Raw genomic sequence first — 25,260 nt, forward strand, 5'->3', positions numbered from 1 at the left:
GGCGTAAAAAAAGAGTATGGCGATTTTGTTAACAATATGTGTAATAGCGGAAACCGATGAACGGCAGATTTAGTCGTAACACTATAACGATTTCTACTTAAAATCGGTCAGTTATAAGGTGATAAAATGACGAATTTCCATCACCGCGACTGAATAACTGGCATGTTGTACTAAAAATCGATGTTTTGCTTTGACAATCCCCTGCTGTTTTGCGAAAACATTCAAGGAAGAAAAAAACTGTGTCATGTATGTGCTGCATAATCATGCATGTAGATACCATGTTTACCGTGTTAGCGAAATCTACGCATGGTGTGGACAGATGCCATTCGTGATGTCGATAGCCGCCGACAGGCAACGGTCTTCTCACCATAAACCCAGACATTGCGAGCCGTAAATCCCTCTGGGTTGCGGTTTATTTTGATGGGGAGCGACTCTGAACAGTGATGTTAGTAGAGTCAGGCAGGAGTAGGGAAGGAATACAGAGAGACAATAATAATGGTAGATAGTAAGAAGCGCCCTGGCAAAGATCTCGACCGTATCGATCGTAACATTCTTAATGAGCTGCAAAAGGATGGGCGTATTTCTAACGTCGAGCTTTCTAAACGTGTGGGACTTTCACCAACGCCCTGCCTTGAGCGTGTGCGTCGGTTGGAAAGACAGGGTTTCATTCAGGGCTATACAGCGCTGTTAAACCCACATTATCTGGATGCATCACTTCTGGTTTTTGTTGAGATAACTCTGAATCGTGGCGCCCCGGATGTGTTTGAACAATTTAACTCTGCAGTACAAAAACTTGAAGAAATTCAAGAGTGTCATTTGGTTTCCGGTGATTTCGACTATTTGCTGAAAACACGCGTACCGGATATGTCAGCATACCGTAAGTTGCTGGGGGAAACCCTGCTGCGTCTGCCTGGCGTGAATGACACACGTACTTATGTAGTAATGGAAGAAGTCAAACAGAGCAATCGTCTGGTAATTAAGACGCGCTAACACGGAACAGGTGCAAAATCGACGCAGTTTGATTACACTCCTGTTAATCCATACAGCAACAGTGCCGGGGCAACCCGGTGCTGTTGTCCGTTTTAGCATCGGGCAGGAAAAGCCTGAAACCTGGAGAGCCGTTTTTGAGCCAGGAATACACTGAAGACAAAGACGTCACATTGACGAAGTTAAGCAGCGGGCGCCGACTTCTGGAAGCGCTACTGATCCTTATTGCCCTTTTTGCCGTCTGGTTGATGGCTGCCTTACTCAGCTTTAACCCTTCGGATCCCAGTTGGTCGCAAACCGCGTGGCATGAACCTATCCATAACCTGGGAGGCATTCCCGGTGCATGGCTGGCGGACACGCTGTTCTTTATTTTTGGCGTCATGGCCTACACCATTCCGGTCATTATTGTCGGCGGCTGCTGGTTTGCCTGGCGACATCAGGCCAGCGACGAATACGTCGATTATTTTGCCGTTTCACTGCGCATTATTGGCGTTCTGGCGCTGATTCTCACTTCTTGCGGGCTGGCCGCCATTAACGCCGATGACATCTGGTATTTCGCCTCTGGCGGGGTGATTGGCAGCCTGCTCAGTACTACGCTACAGCCATTACTGCATAGTAGTGGCGGTACACTTACGCTTTTGTGCATCTGGGCTGCGGGATTAACGCTGTTTACCGGCTGGTCATGGGTGAGCATTGCTGAAAAACTGGGCGGCTGGTTACTTAATATCCTGACATTTGCCAGCAACCGTACCCGCCGCGACGATACCTGGGTCGATGACGAAGAATATGAAGATGAAGAAGAGTTTGTCGACGCCGCTGATGGCAAACCAAACGAATCGCGTCGGGCTCGAATTCTGCGCGGTGCGTTAGCGCGCCGTAAACGCCTGGCTGAGAAATTTACCAATCCGCTGGGCCGTCATACTGATGCTGCGCTGTTCTCCGGCAAACGCATGGATGATGAAGACGACATCGAATACAGCGCCCGTGGCGTGGCCGCCGATCCGAACGATGTGCTGTTCTCTGGTAATCGGGCAACATTGCCTGAATACGACGAACTCGATCCACTGCTGAACGGTCATTCGGTGACAGAGCCAGTAGCCGCCGCAGCAGCCACAACGGTATCTCAGGCCTGGAGCGCGCCGGTCGACCCGCTGTTGCAAACGTCGCCAGTTACCAGCACCGTTATGGAACAGTCGACGCCAGCCGTTGCCTGGCAATCCGCGCCTGGCCCGCAAGCCGGTGAGGCGGTGATTGCGCCAGCGCCTGAAGGTTATCCGCAGCCAGCCGAATATGCTCAGCCTGCGGTGCAACAGCCGTATGAGCCATGGCAACAGCCGGTTGCACAGGAAAATCCACAGCCGGAATATTACGCGCCACAGACGCCTGAGCCGGTATATGCGCAATCCGTCGCGCCGCAGCCGCAGGAATTCACTGCGCAGCAAAACTGGCAGCCGGAACCTGTTTATCACCCGGAGCCTGTGCCGCAACCTGTCTATCAGCAGGAGCCAGACTTCCAACAGCCTTCTGCGTTCCAGCAACCTGTGGTTGAACAACCTTCCGTGGTGGAACCTGAGCCAGTCGTTGAGGAGACGAAACCGTCTCGTCCGCCGCTCTACTATTTTGAAGAAGTCGAAGAGAAACGAGCGCGCGAGCGTGAGCAGTTGGCCGCCTGGTATCAGCCTATTCCAGAACCCGTTCAGGAGCCTGAGCGTGTTAAGCCGCCTATGCCATCTATGCCAACGGCAGCCTCCATTCCGCCCGTTGAGTCTGTTGCTGCCGTTGCGCCGATGGCTGCCGGCGTGAAAAGCGCCGCTTTGGGGGCAGGTGCCGCTGCCGCAGCACCTGCCTTTAGCCTTGCGGGTGGCGGTGCGCCGCGTCCGCAGGTAAAAGAAGGCATTGGCCCGCAGCTACCACGCCCGAATCGTGTGCGTGTGCCTACTCGTCGTGAGTTGGCTTCATATGGCATAAAACTGCCCTCACAGCGTATGGCTGAAGAGAAAGCTCGCGAAGAGCAGCTTGATACAGATGCGTACAGTGACGATGAAATGGATGCAATGCAGCAGGACGAGCTGGCACGTCAGTTTGCCCAGTCTCAGCAGCATCGTTATGGCGAAGAGTATCAGGACGATACCCACCAGGCTGATGACGAAGATTCAGCCGCAGAAGCGGAACTGGCTCGCCAGTTTGCCTCTTCCCAGCAGCAGCGCTATTCCGGCGAACAGCCTGCCGGGGCGAATCCGTTCTCGCTTGATGACTTTGAATTTTCGCCAATGAAAACGCTGGTGGATGACGGTCCGCATGAGCCGCTGTTTACGCCAGGCGTGATGCCGGAGCCTGCGCCGCAGTACCAGGAACCTGTCGCGCCGCAGCAGCATTACCAGCAGCCGGCACAGCCTGTCGCGCCGCAGCAGCATTATCAGCAGTCGGCACAGCCTGTCGCACCGCAGCAGCATTACCAGCAGCCGGCACAGCCTGTCGCGCCGCAGCAGCATTATCAGCAGTCGGCACAGCCTGTCGCACCGCAGCAGCATTACCAGCAGCCGGCACAGCCTGTCGCGCCGCAGCAGCATTATCAGCAGTCGGCACAGCCTGTCGCACCGCAGCAGCATTACCAGCAGCCGGCACAGCCTGTCGCGCCGCAGCAGCATTATCAGCAGTCGGCACAGCCTGTCGCACCGCAGCAGCATTACCAGCAGCCGGCACAGCCTGTCGCGCCGCAGCAGCATTATCAGCAGTCGGCACAGCCTGTCGCACCGCAGCAGCATTACCAGCAGCCGGCACAGCCTGTCGCGCCGCAGCAGCATTATCAGCAGTCGGCACAGCCTGTCGCACCGCAGCAGCATTACCAGCAGCCGGCACAGCCTGTTGCGCCGCAGCAACATTACCAGCAGCCGGCACAGCCTGTTACACCGCCGCCGCAGGATAGCCTGATCCATCCACTGTTGATGCGTAACGGCGACAGTCGTCCGGTTCAGCGTCCGAGTACGCCGCTGCCATCGTTAGATCTGCTCACGCCGCCGCCGAGTGAAGTTGAGCCGATTGATACTTTTGCACTGGAACAAATGGCGCGTCTGGTAGAAGCGCGTCTGGCGGACTTCCGTATTAAAGCCGATGTAGTGAACTACTCTCCAGGCCCGGTTATCACCCGCTTTGAGCTAAACCTGGCGCCAGGGGTTAAAGCCGCGCGCATTTCCAACCTGTCGCGAGATCTGGCGCGTTCGTTGTCAACCGCTGCGGTTCGCGTGGTCGAGGTTATTCCTGGCAAACCGTATGTCGGTCTGGAATTACCGAATAAAAAACGGCAAACCGTTTATCTGCGCGAAGTGTTAGATAACGCGAAATTCCGTGATAACTCGTCTCCGTTGACTGTGGTATTGGGTAAAGATATTGCGGGCGAACCGGTTGTTGCCGATCTGGCGAAAATGCCGCACCTGTTGGTGGCAGGGACTACTGGTTCCGGTAAGTCGGTTGGGGTGAACGCTATGATCCTCAGCATGCTGTACAAGGCGCAGCCAGAAGACGTTCGCTTTATCATGATTGACCCGAAAATGCTGGAGCTGTCGGTTTATGAAGGCATTCCGCATCTGTTGACTGAAGTTGTGACCGACATGAAAGATGCTGCCAACGCGCTGCGCTGGAGCGTCAATGAAATGGAACGTCGCTACAAGCTGATGTCGGCGCTTGGCGTACGTAACCTTGCCGGTTATAACGAGAAAATCGCTGAAGCAGCCCGTATGGGACGTCCGATTCCGGACCCATACTGGAAGCCAGGCGACAGCATGGATGTTCAGCATCCGGTGCTGGAAAAACTGCCGTATATCGTGGTGCTGGTGGATGAATTCGCCGACCTGATGATGACCGTTGGCAAAAAGGTGGAAGAACTGATTGCTCGTCTGGCGCAAAAAGCGCGTGCGGCGGGGATCCACCTGGTGCTGGCAACCCAGCGACCATCCGTTGACGTCATTACCGGTCTGATTAAAGCGAACATCCCGACGCGTATTGCCTTTACCGTGTCCAGCAAAATTGACTCACGTACTATTCTTGACCAGGGCGGCGCGGAATCGCTGTTGGGTATGGGCGACATGCTCTATTCGGCACCGAACTCGACGATTCCTGTGCGTGTACACGGCGCCTTTGTTCGTGATGAAGAAGTTCACGCCGTGGTTCAGGACTGGAAGGCGCGCGGGCGTCCGCAATATGTTGACGGTATTACCTCTGATAGCGAAAGCGAAGGTGGTGCTGGCGGCTTTGATGGTGGCGAAGAGTTAGATCCGTTGTTCGATCAGGCGGTGAACTTTGTTACCCAAAAACGCAAAGCTTCCATCTCCGGTGTTCAACGACAATTCCGTATCGGCTACAACCGAGCGGCACGCATCATCGAACAAATGGAAGCGCAGGGAATTGTCAGTGAGCAAGGGCATAATGGTAATCGTGAAGTGCTGGCTCCGCCGCCCTTCGATTGATTGCAAAGTTAAGTAATTCAGTATTTTCTACTTTCCTCATGCTGATTTTTGGCCTGAAATGGATAGCAGAGAGATCTCCCCGTTGGGAGTGACGTATTTTGAGGAATAACGATGAAAAGAATCGCAATCACCTGTGCATTACTGTCGAGCTTTGTGGTTAGTAGCGTCTGGGCTGACGCTGCCAGCGACCTGAAAAGCCGCCTGGATAAAGTCAGTAGCTTCCATGCCAGCTTTACGCAGAAAGTTACGGACGGTAGCGGTGCGGCAGTGCAGGAGGGGCAGGGTGATTTATGGGTTAAACGTCCTAATCTGTTTAACTGGCACATGACGCAGCCTGACGAGAGCATCCTGGTCTCCGATGGTAAAACGCTGTGGTTCTTTAACCCGTTTGTTGAACAAGCTACTGCGACCTGGCTGAAAGACGCCACCGGCAACACGCCATTCATGCTGATTGCACGTAACCAGGCCAGCGACTGGCAGCAGTATAACATTAAGCAAAACGGCGATGATTTCGTGCTGACGCCGAAAACCAGCAACGGTAACCTGAAACAGTTTACGATCAATGTTGGGCGCGACGGGACGATCCATCAGTTTAGCGCCGTTGAGCAAGACGATCAGCGCAGCAGTTATCAGCTGAAATCGCAGCAGAATGGCGCGATTGAACCATCGAAATTCACCTTTACCCCGCCGCAAGGTGTAACGGTTGACGATCAACGTAAGTAGAGGCGTGTGAGTGAGCAATCTGTCGCTCGACTTTTCTGATAATACTTTTCAGCCACTGGCCGCGCGTATGCGGCCAGAAAATTTAGCGCAGTATATCGGCCAGCAGCATCTGCTGGCTACGGGTAAGCCTTTGCCGCGTGCCATCGAGGCCGGGCACCTGCACTCCATGATTTTATGGGGGCCACCGGGAACGGGTAAGACCACCCTTGCCGAAGTCATTGCCCGTTACGCTAATGCCGATGTCGAACGGATTTCTGCGGTCACCTCTGGTGTGAAAGAAATTCGTGAAGCGATTGAGCGTGCGCGTCAGAACCGTAACGCTGGCCGACGCACAATATTGTTTGTGGACGAAGTCCATCGCTTTAATAAAAGCCAGCAGGATGCGTTTTTACCGCATATTGAAGACGGTACCATTACGTTTATTGGCGCTACCACCGAAAACCCCTCGTTTGAACTGAATTCGGCACTGCTGTCGCGGGCACGCGTTTATTTGCTGAAATCGTTAACCACCGACGATATTGAACAAGTGCTGGATCAGGCGATGGCTGATAAAGCGCGGGGTTACGGTGGGCAGGATATTGTTCTGCCACAAGAGACGCGTCGGGCGATTGCTGAGCTGGTTAATGGTGATGCGCGGCGGGCGCTGAATACGCTGGAAATGATGGCCGATATGGCCGAAGTTAATGATTCCGGCAAGCGCGTATTGAAAGCGGAATTGCTGACCGAAATTGCCGGTGAACGCAGCGCGCGCTTTGATAATAAAGGCGATCGCTTTTACGATCTCATCTCCGCCTTACACAAGTCGGTACGTGGTAGCGCGCCGGATGCGGCGCTCTACTGGTATGCGCGAATCATTACCGCTGGCGGCGATCCGTTGTACGTTGCCCGTCGCTGCCTTGCGATTGCCTCTGAAGATGTGGGCAACGCAGATCCGCGCGCTATGCAGGTGGCGATTTCCGCGTGGGATTGTTTCACTCGCGTGGGACCCGCAGAAGGCGAACGGGCAATTGCTCAGGCGATTGTTTATCTGGCCTGTGCGCCGAAAAGTAACGCGGTTTACACCGCCTTTAAGGCGGCACTGGCCGATGCCCGTGAACGTCCGGATTATGACGTTCCCGTTCACCTGCGTAATGCGCCGACCAAGCTGATGAAAGAGATGGGCTACGGTCAGGAGTATCGTTACGCGCATGATGAACCAAATGCCTATGCCGCCGGAGAAGAGTACTTCCCCCAGGAAATGGCACAAACGCGCTATTATCGCCCCACAAACAGAGGTCTTGAAGGCAAGATTGGCGAAAAGCTCGCCTGGCTCGCCGGACAGGATCAAAATAGCCCTATAAAACGCTACCGTTAGTGTTATCGTTGCGGTAATGTTGTCTCTGTATCCCTGTGACCGCAGGCTGTGGTCACTTTTCCCATTTTAATTCGATAAGCACAGGATAAGCATGCTCGATCCCAATCTGCTGCGTAATGAGCCAGACGCAGTCGCAGAAAAACTGGCAAGCCGGGGCTTTAAGCTGGATGTAGATAAGCTGCGCGCTCTTGAAGAGCGTCGTAAAGTTCTGCAGGTACAAACTGAAAACCTGCAGGCAGAGCGTAACTCTCGATCGAAATCCATTGGCCAGGCAAAAGCGCGCGGGGAAGATATCGAGTCTTTACGTCTGGAAGTGAACAAACTGGGCGAAGAGCTGGATGCCGCGAAAGCTGAACTTGATACCTTACAGGCCGAGATCCGCGACATTGCGCTGACCATTCCGAACCTGCCAGCGGATGAAGTTCCGGTGGGTAAAGATGAAAATGACAACGTCGAAGTCAGCCGCTGGGGTACACCGCGTGAGTTTGATTTCGAAGTTCGCGATCACGTTACCCTGGGTGAAATGCACACGGGTCTTGATTTCGCCGCTGCGGTGAAGCTGACCGGCTCTCGTTTCGTGGTCATGAAGGGGCAGATCGCACGTATGCATCGTGCGCTGTCTCAGTTCATGCTGGATCTGCATACCGAACAGCATGGTTACAGTGAAAACTATGTTCCGTATCTGGTTAACCATGACACGCTGTACGGTACAGGCCAACTGCCGAAATTCGCTGGCGATCTGTTCCATACCCGTCCGCTGGACGAAGAAGCTGACAGCAGTAACTACGCGCTGATCCCAACGGCCGAAGTTCCGCTGACCAACCTGGTGCGTGACGAAATCATTGACGAAGATGCGCTACCGATCAAAATGACTGCGCATACGCCGTGCTTCCGTTCTGAAGCTGGCTCTTACGGTCGTGATACCCGCGGTCTGATCCGTATGCACCAGTTCGATAAAGTTGAGATGGTGCAGATTGTTCGTCCGGAAGATTCAATGGACGCGCTGGAAGAGATGACCGGCCATGCCGAGAAGGTTCTTCAGCTTCTGGGTCTGCCGTACCGTAAGATCATTCTGTGCACCGGCGACATGGGCTTCGGCGCATGCAAAACCTACGATCTGGAAGTGTGGATCCCGGCGCAGAATACCTATCGCGAAATCTCTTCCTGCTCCAACGTGTGGGATTTCCAGGCCCGTCGCATGCAAGCGCGTTGCCGCAGCAAATCCGACAAAAAGACCCGTCTGGTGCATACGCTGAACGGTTCCGGTCTGGCAGTTGGACGTACGCTGGTGGCGGTAATGGAAAACTATCAGCAGGCAGATGGCCGCATTCAGGTTCCGGAAGTATTACGTCCGTACATGAATGGCCTGGAATTCATCGGCTAAGCTACCTTTTCTATGCGAAAAAGCGCCTTAGGGCGCTTTTTTTATGCCCGTTTGACGTCGGACAATAACCACTACCCACATAGGAGTAATACTGCCTTCGAATGAAAGTCAGTATCTACCAGTCTGTATATTAATACTAGCGATATATAAAAATCTATACAACGAGTATTTATTTTTAGTTTATTGTGAGCAGCAGAGTGAGCCCCTATGAAAACTAAGATCCCCGATGCCGTGCTGGCAGCTGAGGTTAGTCGCCGCGGTTTGGTAAAAACGACGGCGATAGGCGGACTGGCGGTGGCCAGTAGCGCGTTTACCCTGCCATTTACCCGTATTGCCAATGCCGCCGAAGCCATTAATCCCACGCAGCGCAATGAGAAAGTCATCTGGAGCGCGTGTACGGTAAACTGCGGTAGCCGCTGTCCACTGCGGATGCATGTGGTAGACGGTGAAATAAAGTATGTCGAAACCGACAACACTGGCGATGACAACTATGACGGTCTGCACCAGGTGCGAGCTTGTCTGCGTGGTCGCTCCATGCGTCGTCGCGTTTATAATCCCGATCGTCTGAAATACCCGATGAAACGCGTCGGCAAGCGTGGCGAGGGCAAATTTGAGCGCATCAGTTGGGATGAGGCGTACGAGATTATTGCCAGCAACATGCAGCGTCTGATTAAAGACTATGGTAACGAATCTATCTATCTGAACTACGGCACCGGTACGCTGGGTGGCACCCTGACGCGCTCCTGGCCGCCGGGTAAAACGCTGGTGGCACGTCTGATGAACTGCTGTGGTGGTTACCTGAATCACTACGGGGACTACTCTTCGGCACAAATCGCTGCCGGGTTGAACTACACCTACGGCGGCTGGGCCGACGGTAACAGCCCGTCCGACATTGAAAACAGCAAGCTGGTTGTTTTGTTTGGTAATAACCCTGGCGAAACCCGTATGAGCGGGGGCGGGGTAACCTATTACCTTGAACAGGCGCGCCAGAAATCCAATGCCCGGATGATTATTATCGATCCCCGCTATACCGATACCGGCGCGGGGCGTGAAGATGAATGGATCCCGATCCGTCCTGGTACAGATGCGGCGTTGGTTAATGGTCTGGCGTATGTCCTGATCACCGAAAACCTGGTGGACCAGGCGTTTCTCGACAAATACTGCGTGGGTTACGACGAGAAAACCTTGCCGGCTGACGCGCCGAAGAATGGCCACTATAAGGCGTATATTCTTGGGCAGGGGACTGACGGTGTTGCCAAGACCCCGGAATGGGCGGCACAGATTACCGGTATTCCCGCGGACCGTATCATCAAACTGGCGCGCGAAATTGGCAGCGCTAAACCGGCATACATCAGCCAGGGGTGGGGGCCGCAGCGTCATGCTAACGGTGAAATAGCGACCCGTGCTATTTCTATGCTGGCCATTCTGACCGGTAATGTTGGCATCAATGGCGGCAACAGCGGTGCGCGTGAAGGCTCTTACAGTCTGCCGTTTGAGCGTATGCCCACGCTGGAAAACCCTGTTGAAACCAGCATCTCAATGTTTATGTGGACGGACGCTATTGAGCGTGGTCCGGAGATGACGGCGCTGCGTGACGGCGTTCGCGGCAAAGATAAGCTTGATGTTCCGATTAAAATGATTTGGAACTATGCTGGTAACTGCTTGATTAACCAGCACTCTGATATTAACCGCACGCACGAAATCCTGCAGGATGACAAGAAGTGCGAGATGATCGTTGTCATCGACTGCCATATGACCTCCTCGGCGAAATATGCGGATATTTTGCTGCCAGACTGTACCGCTTCCGAACAGATGGACTTCGCGCTGGATGCGTCCTGCGGAAACATGTCCTATGTGATTTTCACCGATCAGGCGATCAAACCACGTTTCGAATGTAAGACTATCTACCAGATGACCAGCGAGCTGGCGAAACGCCTTGGCGTCGAGCAGCAGTTTACCGAAGGTCGTTCTCAGGAAGAGTGGATGCGTCATCTGTATGAGCAGTCGCGCAAAGCCATTCCTGAATTGCCTGGGTTTGAAGAGTTCCGTAAACAAGGCATCTTTAAGCAGCGAGATCCTGAAGGGCATCACGTGGCGTACAAAGCGTTCCGTGACGATCCCAAAGCCAATCCGCTCACCACGCCGTCGGGTAAGATCGAAATTTATTCGCAGCAGCTTGCCGAGATCGCGGCAACCTGGGAACTGCCGGAAGGGGATGTGATCGATCCATTGCCGATTTATACCCCTGGCTTTGAAAGCTTAGGTGATCCGCTAGTGGAGAAATTCCCGCTGCAACTGACCGGCTTCCACTACAAATCTCGCGTCCACTCGACCTATGGCAACGTAGATGTTCTGAAAGCATCCTGCCGCCAGGAAATGTGGATCAATCCGTTGGATGCGCAGCGACGTGGCATTAACAACGGTGACAAGGTACGCATCTTTAACGATCGTGGCGAGGTGCATATCGAAGCGAAAGTGACGCCGCGTATGATGCCCGGCGTGGTGGCATTAGGCGAAGGGGCCTGGTACGACCCGGACACGAAGCGTGTGGATCAGGGCGGCTGTATTAACGTCCTGACGACTCAGCGTCCTTCTCCTCTCGCGAAGGGGAATCCGTCACATACGAACCTTGTTCAGGTTGAAAAGGTGTAAGGAGTAACCGATGACAACCCAGTATGGATTTTTTATTGATTCCAGTCGTTGCACCGGTTGCAAAACCTGCGAACTGGCCTGCAAAGACTTCAAAAATTTAACCCCGGATGTCAGTTTTCGCCGCATTTACGAGTACGCGGGTGGCGACTGGCAAGAAGACAATGGTGTCTGGCACCAAAACGTCTTTGCCTATTACCTCTCTATTGCCTGTAACCACTGTGAAGACCCGGCCTGCACCAAGGTATGTCCGAGCGGCGCGATGCACAAACGTGAAGATGGCTTTGTCGTCGTGGATGAAGACGTGTGCATTGGTTGTCGGTATTGTCACATGGCCTGTCCTTACGGTGCGCCCCAGTACAATGCGGAAAAAGGACATATGACCAAATGCGATGGCTGCCATGAGCGCGTCGCTGAAGGTAAGAAACCTATCTGCGTCGAGTCCTGCCCACTGCGTGCGTTGGATTTCGGTCCGATTGACGAACTGCGCAAAAAACACGGTACTCTGGCCGCTGTTGCGCCACTCCCGGGCGCGCACTTCACCAAACCGAGCATTGTTATCAAACCTAACGCCAATAGCCGCCCGACCGGGGATACCACGGGTTATCTGGCCAATCCGAAGGAGGTGTAAGATGGGAAGTGGATGGCATGAATGGCCGCTGATGATCTTCACGGTCTTCGGACAGTGTGTGGTTGGTGGCTTTATCGTTCTGGCATTGGCGTTAATGAAAGGGGACTTACGTCCTGAATCGCAGCAGCGGGTAATCACCTGCATGTTCGGGCTGTGGGTACTGATGGGCATTGGCTTTATTGCTTCTATGCTTCACCTGGGCTCGCCGATGCGTGCCTTTAACTCGCTCAATCGCGTAGGCGCTTCTGCGCTGAGCAATGAAATCGCCAGCGGTTCAGTGTTCTTTGCCATTGGCGGCATCGGTTGGCTGCTGGCGATGTTGAAAAAAATGCCGCCCGCATTACGCAATCTGTGGTTAGTTGTCACCATGGTACTGGGCGTCATTTTTGTCTGGATGATGGTGCGTGTGTATAACACCATTGATACCGTGCCGACCTGGTACAGTGTCTGGACGCCGCTGGGTTTCTTCCTGACGCTGTTTATGGGCGGTCCGCTGCTGGGATATCTGCTATTGAGAATTGCCGGTATTGACGGTTGGGCGATGCGTCTGCTGCCAGCCATTTCAGTGCTTGCTCTGGTCGTGAGCGCCATTATGTCTGTAATGCAGGGTGCCGAACTGGCGACGATCCACAGTTCGATTCAACAGGCGTCTGCGCTGGTTCCGGATTATGGCTCGCTGATGGCCTGGCGGATCGTGGCACTGGCGTTAGCGCTGTGCTGCTGGATTGTACCGCAAGTCAAAGGTTACCAGCCCGCAATACCACTGCTTTCCGTCGCGTTTATTCTGCTGATAGTCGGCGAGCTGATTGGTCGTGGCGTGTTCTATGGCCTGCATATGACCGTCGGCATGGCGGTTGCAAGCTAATCCATAATATGCCGGATGGCGGCTCGTGCCTTCTCCGGCCTACAGAACAGTAGGCCTTCACGCTGCTTGTCATCCGGCATTATGTCACGCCAGGTTTTTCGCCCCGGTTTTTTAATTCTGTTTGGTCAACGTGTCGTAACTGGTCATCAGATTGCGATAATCTGGAATGTGATTAGAGAACAACGTCGCCAGCCCTTCGATATCGTTACGCCAGTCGCGGTGCAGCTCACACGCGACGCCGAACCACGTCATCAATTGCGCACCAGCCTGCGACATCCGATCCCATGCTGAATGGCGGGTGATTTCGTTAAATGTACCCGAAGCATCCGTGACGACAAAGACGTCAAACCCTTCTTCTATTGCGGATAGCGCAGGGAAGGCGACGCAAACTTCCGTCACGACACCGGCGATAATCAGCTGCTTTTTGCCGGTCGCTTTTACTGCTTTCACGAAATCTTCGTTATCCCACGCGTTGATGTTTCCCGGGCGAGCAATATAGGGCGCATCGGGAAACTGAGCTTTCAGTTCCGGTACCAGCGGTCCGTTCGGCCCTGTTTCAAAACTGGTGGTCAGGATAGTCGGGAGCTTGAAGTACTTTGCCAAATCACCCAGGGCAAGCACGTTATTCTTGAATTTATCGGGATCGATATCCCGAACCAGAGAGAGCAAGCCAGCCTGATGATCGACCAGCAATACTGCCGCATTATCTTTATCAAGTCTTACGTAAGGTTTAGTCATGATATTTCTCCTGTTCGGCATCGGTGCGGGAAATTTGATGAGTTTAAGTCTGGAGAAAGAACGGTATCCGGACCGGAAGTATAGATAAGAACTTACTGTTCTATGTCGAAGACAATACCGCTCTGCATCTCGCATAGAGTTTAGTAAGAAATAAAAGTAAGGGGAGTCCATGAAATTTTTCGACTGAACGAAAGGTGAGATTTTTGTTTTAGATCAATAAAAACAAGCAGATGTATTTTTCTGTTATTTATCCATTCACATTAAGAATCAGTAATACGAATCGATCGTCCAGAAAGCGCTTCAGCCCTCTGATTGCGCCGATTGACAATGTTTTTAGCAGTGGCATGATGCGCATGAAATTTGAGCTTCCTCACGGTTTTTATTCATGTCCATCTATACCCGTCCCGTCATGCTGCTGCTGTGCGGGCTGCTTCTGTTGACCCTGGCGATCGCCGTGTTAAACACGCTCGTCCCGCTTTGGCTCGCCCATGAAAATATGCCAACCTGGCAGGTAGGTATGGTGAGTTCGTCCTACTTTACCGGTAATTTGGTAGGGACGTTGCTGACCGGGTATCTAATTAAACGCCTTGGTTTTAACCGCAGCTATTACATCGCCTCGTTTATTTTTGCCGCGGGCTGTGTTGGACTGGGGATTATGGTTGGATTCTGGAGCTGGATGACCTGGCGCTTCATTGCCGGCGTTGGCTGCGCCATGATTTGGGTGGTAGTGGAAAGTGCGCTGATGTGCAGCGGGACTTCGCGCAATCGCGGACGTTTGCTTGCCGCCTATATGATGATCTATTACGTGGGGACGTTTTTAGGGCAATTGCTGGTCAGTAAAGTATCAACAGAACTGATGAACGTGCTGCCGTGGGTGACGGGAACCATCCTGGCTGGGGTTCTGCCGCTGCTCTTTACACGGATTGCCAATCAGCAGGGTAATGAACAGCACTCCACCCCTATTGTATCGATGCTGAAGCTGCGACAGGCGCGTCTGGGCGTTAATGGCTGCATTATTTCCGGGATTGTTCTGGGCTCTTTGTACGGCCTGATGCCGCTGTATCTCAACCATCAGGGAGTGAGCAATGCCAGCATTGGTTTCTGGATGGCAGTTTTGGTTAGCGCCGGTATTCTGGGGCAATGGCCGATTGGCCGCCTGGCGGACAAACTGGGACGCCTGCTGGTTTTACGCGTCCAGGTCTTTGTGGTTATCGTCGGGAGTATTGCTATGCTGAATCAGGCGGCGATGGCCCCCGCATTATTTATGTTGGGTGCGGCAGGTTTTACTCTCTATCCGGTTGCGATGGCATGGGCCTGTGAAAAGGTGGAACACCATCAACTGGTGGCCATGAATCAGGCATTGTTATTAAGCTATACCGTGGGCAGCCTGCTTGGTCCTTCATTTACCGCGATGCTGATGCAGAATTATTCAGATAGCTTGCTGTTTATCATGATCGCCAGCGTATCGTTTATTTATTTACTGATGCTGCTGCGCAAGACGGGCCACACGCCCAACTCTATCGCGCATATTTGACCTGTTTTAACAGAATACGAACAGGTACTGGTCGGGTTGGGATTGATTTTCCCGCTGCTGGCGAGAAGAGGGCATTAAGAAGGCGTTAGGTGGGTAACAGGTTTGTTACCCACCTGGAGACTTAATACATAACTTTATGACCATACTGCTCGAGAATGCCTTTTACGCGCTCCATGGTCTCTTTCTTCGGCGGCTTCACGCCATCGAGTTTGTACTCTTCGCCCATCGCTACCCATTTGTGTTTGCCCAGCTCGTGATAAGGCAGCAGCTCGATTTTTTCAACGTTGCCCATATCGCGGGTAAACTCGCCCAGACGGTGTGCGGAGTCGTCATCGTCAGACCAGCCTGGTACTACCACGTAACGGATCCACACCTTGATGTCTTTGTTCGACAGGTAACGAGCAAATTCCAGCGTGCGATGGTTAGACACGCCGACCAGATTCTGGTGGATTTCGTCGTTCATCTGTTTGAGATCGAGCATCACCAGGTCGGTGACTTCCAGCAACTCATCGATAACCGGATCGTAGCGGCGAACAAAACCGTTGGTGTCCAGGCAGGTGTGAATGCCTTCTTTTTTACAGGCGCGGAACCAGTCACGTACGAACTCAGCCTGCAGGATGGCTTCGCCACCGGATGCCGTCACGCCACCGCCGGAGGCGTTCATAAAGTGGCGATAGGTCACGACCTCTTTCATTAATTCGTCGACAGTGACTTCTTTACCGCCGTGCGTATCCCATGTGTCACGGTTATGGCAATACAGGCAGCGCATCAGGCAGCCCTGGAAGAAGGTAATAAAACGGATGCCCGGGCCGTCTACAGTGCCACAGGATTCAAAGGAGTGAATGCGACCAATAACTGACATTGCGGTGTTTCTCCAGATGTGGCCCATCCGGGGCCTGTGTTAGTGCACAGTTATTAACTGTGTCGAGTCTGTTTTGGCTGCTATCCATAAGTATAGATAGCTGACAAAGCAGGCTATTAAAAAGGCCCCACTTACGTGGAGCCTTTATTGTACGCTTTTTAAAGTACGATTTCAGTCAAAACCAATTACATGGTCTGAGTGAAAGTACGAGTAATAACGTCCTGCTGCTGTTCTTTAGTCAGGGAGTTAAAACGTACTGCGTAGCCAGAAACGCGGATGGTCAGCTGCGGATATTTTTCCGGATGTTCCATCGCATCCAGCAGCATTTCACGGTTCATGACGTTCACGTTCAGGTGCTGACCACCTTCGATGGACGCTTCGTGGTGGAAGTAACCATCCATCAGACCTGCCAGGTTAGTCTTACGAACTTCGTCGTCTTTACCCAGTGCGTTCGGAACGATAGAGAAGGTATAAGAGATACCATCTTTAGCGTAAGCAAACGGCAGTTTAGCAACGGAAGTCAGAGAGGCAACAGCACCTTTCTGGTCACGACCGTGCATTGGGTTAGCACCCGGTCCGAACGGCGCGCCAGCACGACGACCGTCTGGGGTGTTACCCGTTTTCTTACCATAAACCACGTTAGAGGTGATGGTCAGAACAGACTGAGTCGGGATAGCGTTACGGTAAGTAGTCAGTTTCTGAATTTTCTTCATGAAACGTTCTACCAGGTCAACCGCCATGTCATCTACACGAGAGTCGTTGTTACCAAACTGCGGGTATTCGCCTTCGATTTCGAAGTCGATAGCCAGACCGTCTTCGTCACGAATCGGTTTAACTTTCGCATATTTGATTGCAGACAGGGAGTCAGCAGCAACGGACAGACCAGCGATACCACACGCCATGGTGCGGATAACGTCACGGTCGTGCAGCGCCATCAGAGAGGCTTCGTAGCTGTACTTGTCGTGCATGTAGTGGATAACGTTCAGCGCAGTGACGTACTGTTTAGCCAGCCAGTCCATGAAGTGATCCATACGGTCCATTACTTCATCGAAGTTCAGAACGTCGCCTTTGATCGGTTCAGATTTAGGACCAACCTGCATTTTCAGTTTTTCATCAACGCCGCCGTTGATTGCGTACAGCATGGTTTTCGCCAGGTTTGCACGCGCACCGAAGAACTGCATTTGTTTACCAACAACCATCGGGCTTACGCAGCAAGCGATAGCGTAATCGTCGTTGTTGAAGTCCGGACGCATCAGGTCATCGTTCTCGTACTGCAGAGAAGAGGTGTCGATGGACACTTTAGCGGCGAATTTCTTGAAGTTCAGAGGCAGTTTTTCAGACCACAGAACGGTGATGTTCGGCTCCGGAGAAGGACCCATGGTGTACAGGGTGTTCAGGAAGCGGAAGCTGTTTTTGGTAACCAGAGTACGGCCATCAACACCCATACCACCGATAGATTCAGTTGCCCAAATCGGGTCACCGGAGAACAGTTCATCATATTCCGGAGTACGCAGGAAGCGAACCATACGCAGTTTCATGACCAGGTGGTCAATCATTTCCTGAGCGTCTTGTTCAGTGATTTTGCCTGCTTTGATATCACGTTCGATGTATGCATCCAGGAAGGTGGATACGCGACCGAAGGACATTGCTGCGCCGTTCTGAGATTTAACCGCGGCCAGGTAGCCGAAGTAAGTCCACTGGATAGCTTCCTGAGCGTTGGTAGCCGGACCAGAGATATCGCAGCCATATTTCGCTGCCATTTCTTTGATCTGACCCAGCGCGCGGTGCTGTTCAGCGATTTCTTCACGCAGACGGATAGTCGCTTCCAGGTTTACGCCGTTTTCCAGGTCAGACTGCAGGGAAACAAACTGTGCGTATTTGTCTTTCATCAGGAAGTCGATACCGTACAGCGCAACGCGACGGTAGTCACCGATGATACGGCCACGGCCATACGCATCTGGCAGACCAGTCAGAACACCGGATTTACGGCAGTTCAGAATGTCTTTGGTATAAACATCGAATACGCCCTGGTTGTGGGTTTTGCGGTATTCGGTGAAGATTTTTTTCAGCATCGGATCCAGTTCGCGGTTGTACGCTTTGCAGGAACCTTCAACCATTTTGATGCCGCCGAACGGAATGATCGCACGTTTCAGCGGAGCTTCAGTCTGCAGACCAACAATTTTCTCCAGCGCTTTGTTGATGTAGCCAGCGTCGTGAGAAGTGATGGTAGAAGCAACGGAGGTGTCAAAGTCAACAGGCGCGTGAGTGCGGTTTTCCTGTTTAACGCCTTCCATTACGCTGTCCCACAGCTTGGTGGTCGCGTCAGTAGCGCCAGCCAGGAAGGACTCGTCACCCTCATACGGAGTGTAGTTTTTCTGAATGAAGTCACGTACGTTTACTTCATTCTGCCAGTCACCTTTGGTAAAACCTTCCCAGGCTGTGGCTAACTTTTCATTAAGCTCGGACATGTAACACCTACCTTCTTAAGTGGATTTTTTATTTACTGCGTGTAATGAGCATCAACAGATTAATGATGATCGTTACCACGCAGGTAAATGACCCAGTATGTCAACCCGACCAACAAACCGCCGCCGATAATATTACCGATCGTAACCGGAATCAGGTTATCGGTGATGAAATTCATCACGGTCAGGTGAGAAAAATTCTCCGGAGAAGAACCGACAGCGGTCCAGAATTCCGGGGTGGCGAAATCGCGTATTACAATACCCATAGGGATCATAAACATGTTTGCGATACTGTGCTCAAAACCGCTGGCAACAAACATTGCGACCGGTAATACCATGATAAACGCTTTGTCCATCAGGCTGCGACCTGAGTAGCTCATCCATACGGCCAGACACACCATCAGGTTAGCCAGAATACCGAGGCTTACCGCCTCAACAAAAGTATGATGCACTTTGTGGTCGGCTGTTTGCAGGACGTTGAGTCCCCACGCGCCGTTGGCGGTCATATACTCGCCGGAAAGCCACATAAGTAACACGAAGATCAGGGCGCCAATCAGGTTGCCGACATAAACGTTAAGCCAGTTTTTAGCCAACTGTCCCCAGGTAATACGACCACTGGCTTTAGCAACAACAATCAGTACGGTTGAGGTGAAGAGGTCTGCACCGCAGATAACACAAAGAATCAACCCCAGGGAAAAGCAGATACCACCTATTAATTTTGCCATGCCGAAGGGCATAGTACCGGTACCGGTAGTGGCGGTGATATAGAAAACAAAGGCAATTGAAATGAATACACCGGCAGTAATTGCCAGATAGAACGTCTTAAGCGGATGTTTCGTTGCTTTATAGACGCCTGCTTCTTCGGCAACTTTGGCCATTGCGGCAGGAAGTAAAAGATCAAAAGGGTTGTCAGCTTTCACACTAACTCTCTCTTTATTAAGTCGGCGACGAGATACTAACAAAGCATTATAGATGAGAATTTGATATAGATCATATCTCGCCTGGCTTATAGGCCCGCAAGACGCATGGTTTTTATGCGGTTACGGAGTAACTTGTTGATTATCCAAATAAAAATAAATTTTAAAAATTATAAAGTGAGTTGAATTTTTTCTTTCAGCCTCCTGTTGGATGGTTAATTAATATGGAGTAATTGAGATAAAAAGCCACATTAATAAGCTAATTTTTTTAATATCAACTACTAATATTTAACCTTGCTTTTACATTTATTTTTTGATTTGACCAAAATAAAAAACAGGGCGCTTAAAGCGCCCCGTAATATAGCCCAGACAATACATTTAGCCTACTTAACGCAGGCTGTTTGGCACTATTTTGACCAGTGCGCTGCTTTCGCGCGCTGCAGTTTTTCATAGGCTTTCAGCAGAGACTGATGCGCCGGGAACGCGTGCAGATCGCTGTCTACTGGCTGAAGACCATAAAATGCGGCTTCACCACTCAATGCCGCACTTGCCGCTTCAACCGCATCGGCGCCGTACATGCGGACAAACGCGTTCAGATATTGCAGCGGCTGACGCTCCTCTTCCTGCGACAATAGCAGCAGCGTTTGCAGGCAACGGTAGTAGTTTGCACGTTCAGCGCTAAACACGGAGGCGTTGAATTCCATCGTCCATTCTGTCCATACCAGCGCTTGCTCCAGGTCACCACCGGCCAGCGCCAGCATCACTTTAAGCTCGCCAATGCGCAGGGTGTACCAACCGTTATCCGCACCGGTCGCCAGACCAAGCAGTTCGCGTACGCGGGTGAAGTCGTCAAAACCTTCTTCATCCAGTTGCTCGAGCAGATTGAGATAGTCTTCTTTATCCCACTCACTGCCAGGCAGAGAGAGGATTGTTTCGCGCAGATGGGCACCCATTGCGTTGTTGGCTAACCACAGATCTTCAGCCGGATAGATGTCAGACATGCCCGGAACGATAATGCGGCAGGCATATACCCCCAGATGTTCGTAGTCGGCGATATACACTTCTTTATCTTCTTGCTTGAAGATGGCCATCAGGGTGGCGAACTCTTCTTCCGTAGTGCCGGAGAAATTCCAGTCAACGAACGGATAATCAGCATCCTGCTTGAACAGATCCCAGGAGATCAGACCGCTGGAATCAATGAAGTGGGTTTCAAGGTTAGTGTGTTCAGCCACTTCTTCATCGTCGAAGGTCGGCGGGGTGAAGACATCAAGATCTTTCAGACCACGACCCTGCAGCAGTTCGGTAACGGTACGCTCCAGCGCAACGCCGAAATCCGGGTGCGCGCCGAAGGACGCAAAGCAGGTACCGTTGGCCGGGTTGAACAGGACAACGCAAATCACCGGGTACTTGCCGCCCAGCGAGCCATCGTAGGCGAAAATCGGGAAACCTTCCGCTTCCAGTTTGGCGATAGACTCCACTACCGCCGGGTAGCGCGCCATCACCTCGGCCGGGATTTCCGGCAGACTAATGCTTTCCGCGATAATGCGGTTCTTCACATAACGTTCAAAGACTTCAGACAGGCCCTGAACGCGCGCTTCATTAGGCGTGTTACCCGCAGACATGCCGTTAGAAACGTACAGGTTGCCGATAATATTCATCGGAATATAGACGGTCTGGTTATCAGATTGACGGGTAAACGGCAGGCCGCAGACGCCACGATCTTCATTACCGGATTGCAGATCGATAAGCATGCTTCCGGTCAATTCGTTCTCTGGATCGTAAAACGCGCGCAGACGCGCATCCAGCAGACCTTCCGGCACGTCGTCGTCTTCCGTCAGCGGGAACCATTTTTCGTTCGGATAATGCACGAACGGGCCGTTGGCGATGGTTTCGCCCAGCCAGAAATCCGCAAAGAAGTAGTTCGTAGACAGACGCTCAAAATATTCACCCAGCGCGGAGGCCAGCGCCGCTTTTTTCGTCGCGCCTTTACCATTGGTAAAGCATAGCGCGCATTCTTTGTCGCGAATATGCACAGACCAAACGTTAGGCACAGGGTTCAACCATGAGGCTTCTTCAATCTGAAAACCAAGGTCGAGTAATTTTTGCTGGAAGCGAGCGATGGAGTCTTCCAGAGCGGCATCTTTGCCGGGAATAAATGTTTGCGTCATGAAAATCACTTTTGTCGTACGGAAAGCGCGCAATGATACGGGTTTTCAATGAACGGCGCTATCGCCGCCGGAGCCCAGGCGTAAATAAAACTATTGGCTATGCTTTCACACAGTCAACAATGTTAAGAGCACAAAATGAAAGCATTCGATTTACAGCGTATGGCACTGGATAAGGTGCCAATGGAGTTTCTTGGTGAGGTTGCGCTGCGCAGTCTCTATACCTTTATATTGGTTTTTCTGTTTTTAAAGCTTACAGGGCGGCGTGGCGTACGGCAGATGTCGCTTTTTGAAGTGCTGATTATTCTTACGCTGGGCTCTGCGGCGGGCGATGTTGCGTTTTATGACGATGTGCCGATGATTCCGGTGCTGGTGGTTTTTATTACCCTGGCGCTGCTTTATCGTATTGTCATGTGGCTGATGTCACACAGCGAAAAGCTGGAAGATCTACTGGAAGGCAAGCCAGTGGTCATCATTGAAGACGGTGAATTATCATGGTCAAAGCTTAATCGCGCCAATATGACGGAATTCGAATTCTTTATGGAGCTGCGTTTGAACGGCGTAGAGCAACTGGGGCAGGTGAAACTCGCTATTCTGGAGACGAATGGGCAGATCAGCGTTTACTTCTTTGCCGATGAAGACGTAAAACCGGGACTCAGTATCCTGCCTAAACATTGTACACAGCGATTTAAGGTGGTGCCTGAAACAGGCGACTATGCATGTGTACGGTGTAGTGAAGTGGTGCAAATGAGCGCGGGGGATCATCAATTATGTCCGCGCTGCGCAAATCCAGAATGGTCGAAGGCCAGTCGGGCAAAACGGGTCACCTGACAGCGAAAATATCGGTTTTTGTCCGTCAATCCGATAGATTCTGTTGTGTGATCGATGACTCATTTTTACCCCAGCCAGTTTTACCCATTGCGGCGCGTGTCACTGAATGATAAAACCGATATCCACAGGAATAACTTATACCCAATGTCTGTCGCAGGATTATCGTCAATGACAGGATGTTGATTGGATAACAACACAACGTGGTGAGGGGAAATGGCTCAGGTCTTCAATTTTAGTTCAGGTCCGGCAATGCTACCGGCGGAAGTACTTAAACTGGCTCAACAGGATCTTCGCGACTGGAACGGTCTTGGCACGTCGGTAATGGAAATTAGCCACCGGGGTAAAGAGTTTATCCAGGTTGCAGAGGAAGCAGAGCAGGATTTTCGCGATCTTCTCAGCATCCCCTCCAACTATAAAGTGTTGTTCTGTCATGGCGGTGGCCGTGGACAATTCGCCGGTATCCCGTTAAATATTCTCGGTGATAAAACAACGGCGGATTACGTCGATGCCGGTTACTGGGCCGCCAGTGCAATTAAAGAAGCGAAAAAGTACTGCACGCCAAACGTTATCGATGCCAAAGTCACCGTTGACGGTCTGCGCGCTGTTAAGCCAATGAGCGAATGGCAGCTTTCTGACAACGCTGCCTACCTGCACTATTGCCCGAATGAAACCATCGATGGCATTGCGATTGATGAGACGCCGAACTTTGCCAGCAATGTGGTGGTTACGGCGGATCTCTCTTCTACCATCCTCTCCGCGCCGCTTGATGTTAGCCGCTATGGCGTAATCTATGCCGGGGCGCAGAAAAACATTGGTCCTGCGGGACTGACGATTGTCATTGTACGCGAAGATCTGCTGGGTAAAGCGCATGTTTCATGCCCGTCAATCCTTGACTATACCGTGCTAAATGACAACGACTCCATGTTCAACACGCCGCCAACCTTTGCCTGGTATCTGTCTGGTCTGGTCTTTAAGTGGCTGAAAGAGCAGGGCGGTGTTAGTGCGATGGATAAAATTAACCAGCAAAAAGCAGAGCTGTTGTATGGCGTGATCGACAACAGCGACTTCTATCGTAACGATGTCGCGAAGTCGAACCGTTCACGTATGAACGTCCCGTTCCAACTGGCTGACAGCGCCCTGGATAAACTCTTCCTGGAGGAGTCTTTCGCTGCGGGGCTGCATGCACTGAAAGGCCATCGTGTGGTCGGCGGTATGCGTGCGTCTATCTATAATGCGATGCCGCTTGAAGGCGTAAAAGCACTGACCGATTTCATGGTCGATTTCGAACGCCGCCGCGGTTAATCTGCTGTACTTTTCATCCCCACAGCCCGCCTGTGGGGTTTTTATATCTGTTTTGAGAGTTGAGTTTCATGGAATCCCTGACGTTACAACCCATTGCGCGGGTGGATGGCACCATCAATCTGCCTGGATCCAAAAGTGTATCTAACCGCGCTTTGCTGCTGGCCGCATTAGCAAATGGCACCACTGTTCTGACCAACCTGCTGGACAGCGACGATGTCCGTCATATGCTCAATGCATTGAATGCGTTAGGGATTAGCTATACCCTTTCCGCCGATCGCACTCGCTGCGAGATTATCGGCAACGGTGGCGCATTACATGCCGAAGGGGCAGTGGAACTGTTTCTTGGCAATGCCGGAACCGCTATGCGTCCACTGGCCGCGGCGCTGTGTCTGGGCAGTAATGACATCGTGTTGACGGGCGAACCGCGCATGAAGGAGCGTCCGATTGGCCATCTGGTTGATGCGTTGCGCCAGGGGGGGGCCGGCATTGAGTACCTGGAGCAGGAAAACTATCCTCCGCTTCGTCTGCGCGGTGGTTTTAGCGGCGGTCAGGTTGAGGTGGACGGCAGCGTATCCAGCCAGTTCCTCACTGCGTTACTGATGACTGCACCGCTGGCGCCGCAGGATACAACGATCGCCATTAAAGGCGAGCTGGTATCCAAACCTTATATTGATATCACCCTGAATCTGATGAAGACGTTTGGTGTTGAAATTGAGAATCAGAACTACCAGCGCTTTGTTGTGCAGGGGCAGCAGCAGTATCAGTCACCGGGTGCCTATCTGGTTGAGGGCGATGCTTCTTCTGCTTCATACTTCCTCGCGGCAGGCGCCATTAAAGGTGGTACAGTAAAAGTCACTGGCATTGGCCGCAACAGTATGCAGGGCGATATTCGCTTCGCTGATGTACTGGAAAAAATGGGCGCGACCATTACCTGGGGCGATGACTTTATTGCCTGTACTCACGGTGAACTGAACGCTGTGGATATGGATATGAACCATATTCCCGACGCGGCGATGACTATTGCCACGACCGCGCTGTTTGCTAAAGGCACCACAACCCTACGCAACATCTACAACTGGCGCGTCAAAGAGACCGACCGTCTGTTTGCAATGGCGACGGAATTACGCAAAGTGGGCGCGGAAGTTGAAGAGGGGCATGACTTCATCCGCATCACACCACCAGCGACGCTGAAGTTTGCGGATATCGCAACCTATAACGATCACCGTATGGCGATGTGTTTCTCGCTGGTGGCGCTGTCTGATACCCCTGTGACCATTCTTGACCCCAAATGTACCGCCAAAACTTTCCCGGATTATTTCGAACAGTTGGCGCGTATTAGCACGCCGGCCTGATTCTCTCGGAACGTCGGTCCTTCCGGACTGGCGTTCCG

17 protein-coding genes are annotated in these 25,260 nt (G+C 52.2%); 12 read left to right on the forward strand and 5 right to left on the reverse strand.

Annotation, left to right across the window (positions count from 1 at the left end):
- Window positions 1–495 precede the first annotated feature (495 nt).
- The 8 genes from lrp (at window position 496) to FDW96_RS21505 (ending at window position 13,056) form a co-directional block, all read left to right on the forward strand.
- Window positions 496–990, forward strand: coding sequence for a leucine-responsive transcriptional regulator Lrp (gene lrp, locus FDW96_RS21470; protein ID WP_002439523.1), 495 nt, complete (start codon window positions 496–498; stop codon window positions 988–990).
- 134 nt (window positions 991–1,124) lie between these two features.
- Entirely contained in the window at window positions 1,125–5,450 is a 4,326-nt protein-coding gene (locus FDW96_RS21475; RefSeq protein ID WP_137366281.1) for a DNA translocase FtsK 4TM domain-containing protein, read from the forward strand.
- Window positions 5,451–5,561: 111 nt separating this feature from the next.
- The gene (gene lolA, locus FDW96_RS21480; RefSeq protein ID WP_085049191.1) at window positions 5,562–6,173 is read left to right on the forward strand and encodes an outer membrane lipoprotein chaperone LolA; all 612 of its coding nucleotides are present in this window, start codon (window positions 5,562–5,564) and stop codon (window positions 6,171–6,173) included.
- Between the two features lie 10 nt (window positions 6,174–6,183).
- Window positions 6,184–7,527, forward strand: a complete 1,344-nt coding sequence (gene rarA / locus FDW96_RS21485) for a replication-associated recombination protein RarA (RefSeq protein ID WP_042309488.1) — start codon at window positions 6,184–6,186, stop codon at window positions 7,525–7,527.
- Window positions 7,528–7,618: 91 nt separating this feature from the next.
- Window positions 7,619–8,911: a serine--tRNA ligase gene (gene serS, locus FDW96_RS21490; RefSeq protein ID WP_003836908.1), complete on the forward strand. Its 1,293-nt coding sequence runs from the start codon at window positions 7,619–7,621 to the stop codon at window positions 8,909–8,911.
- Window positions 8,912–9,118: 207 nt separating this feature from the next.
- Window positions 9,119–11,563 (forward strand): dimethylsulfoxide reductase subunit A, encoded by a 2,445-nt coding sequence (dmsA, locus tag FDW96_RS21495; protein WP_061381871.1) that lies wholly within the window; start codon window positions 9,119–9,121, stop codon window positions 11,561–11,563.
- A 10-nt stretch (window positions 11,564–11,573) separates the two neighbouring features.
- Window positions 11,574–12,191 (forward strand): DMSO/selenate family reductase complex B subunit, encoded by a 618-nt coding sequence (locus tag FDW96_RS21500; RefSeq protein WP_038639290.1) that lies wholly within the window; start codon window positions 11,574–11,576, stop codon window positions 12,189–12,191.
- A gap of 1 nt (window position 12,192) precedes the next feature.
- Window positions 12,193–13,056, forward strand: a complete 864-nt coding sequence (locus tag FDW96_RS21505; protein ID WP_137366282.1) for a dimethyl sulfoxide reductase anchor subunit family protein — start codon at window positions 12,193–12,195, stop codon at window positions 13,054–13,056.
- Between the two features lie 111 nt (window positions 13,057–13,167).
- On the opposite strand, the gene ycaC is transcribed toward FDW96_RS21505, so the two are convergent.
- Window positions 13,168–13,794, reverse strand: coding sequence for an isochorismate family cysteine hydrolase YcaC (gene ycaC / locus FDW96_RS21510; RefSeq protein WP_042309482.1), 627 nt, complete (start codon window positions 13,792–13,794; stop codon window positions 13,168–13,170).
- A gap of 385 nt (window positions 13,795–14,179) precedes the next feature.
- Here ycaC and FDW96_RS21515 point away from each other — a divergent pair, with 385 nt between their 5' ends.
- Entirely contained in the window at window positions 14,180–15,328 is a 1,149-nt protein-coding gene (locus FDW96_RS21515) for an MFS transporter (protein ID WP_137366283.1), read from the forward strand.
- A 121-nt stretch (window positions 15,329–15,449) separates the two neighbouring features.
- Here the strand turns inward: FDW96_RS21515 and pflA are convergent, their stop codons facing one another.
- From pflA to ycaO, 4 genes are all read right to left on the reverse strand, one after another.
- Window positions 15,450–16,190, reverse strand: coding sequence for a pyruvate formate lyase 1-activating protein (gene pflA / locus FDW96_RS21520; RefSeq protein WP_003035751.1), 741 nt, complete (start codon window positions 16,188–16,190; stop codon window positions 15,450–15,452).
- Between the two features lie 185 nt (window positions 16,191–16,375).
- Window positions 16,376–18,658, reverse strand: coding sequence for a formate C-acetyltransferase (gene pflB, locus FDW96_RS21525; RefSeq protein ID WP_006685273.1), 2,283 nt, complete (start codon window positions 18,656–18,658; stop codon window positions 16,376–16,378).
- A gap of 59 nt (window positions 18,659–18,717) precedes the next feature.
- Window positions 18,718–19,575 (reverse strand): formate transporter FocA, encoded by an 858-nt coding sequence (focA, locus tag FDW96_RS21530; protein ID WP_032939923.1) that lies wholly within the window; start codon window positions 19,573–19,575, stop codon window positions 18,718–18,720.
- 404 nt (window positions 19,576–19,979) lie between these two features.
- Window positions 19,980–21,740, reverse strand: coding sequence for a 30S ribosomal protein S12 methylthiotransferase accessory factor YcaO (gene ycaO / locus FDW96_RS21535; RefSeq protein ID WP_137366284.1), 1,761 nt, complete (start codon window positions 21,738–21,740; stop codon window positions 19,980–19,982).
- Between the two features lie 135 nt (window positions 21,741–21,875).
- Here ycaO and FDW96_RS21540 point away from each other — a divergent pair, with 135 nt between their 5' ends.
- The 3 genes from FDW96_RS21540 to aroA all read left to right on the forward strand — a co-directional run bounded on the left by FDW96_RS21540 (window position 21,876) and on the right by aroA (window position 25,222).
- Entirely contained in the window at window positions 21,876–22,568 is a 693-nt protein-coding gene (locus tag FDW96_RS21540) for a DUF421 domain-containing protein (protein WP_042309456.1), read from the forward strand.
- Window positions 22,569–22,781: 213 nt separating this feature from the next.
- Window positions 22,782–23,870: a 3-phosphoserine/phosphohydroxythreonine transaminase gene (serC, locus tag FDW96_RS21545; RefSeq protein WP_137349300.1), complete on the forward strand. Its 1,089-nt coding sequence runs from the start codon at window positions 22,782–22,784 to the stop codon at window positions 23,868–23,870.
- A gap of 68 nt (window positions 23,871–23,938) precedes the next feature.
- Window positions 23,939–25,222: a 3-phosphoshikimate 1-carboxyvinyltransferase gene (gene aroA, locus FDW96_RS21550; protein ID WP_137366285.1), complete on the forward strand. Its 1,284-nt coding sequence runs from the start codon at window positions 23,939–23,941 to the stop codon at window positions 25,220–25,222.
- Window positions 25,223–25,260 lie beyond the last annotated feature (38 nt).

The sequence above is a fragment of the Citrobacter sp. TBCS-15 genome (assembly GCF_005280815.1).
GTDB classification, from domain to species: domain Bacteria; phylum Pseudomonadota; class Gammaproteobacteria; order Enterobacterales; family Enterobacteriaceae; genus Citrobacter; species Citrobacter werkmanii.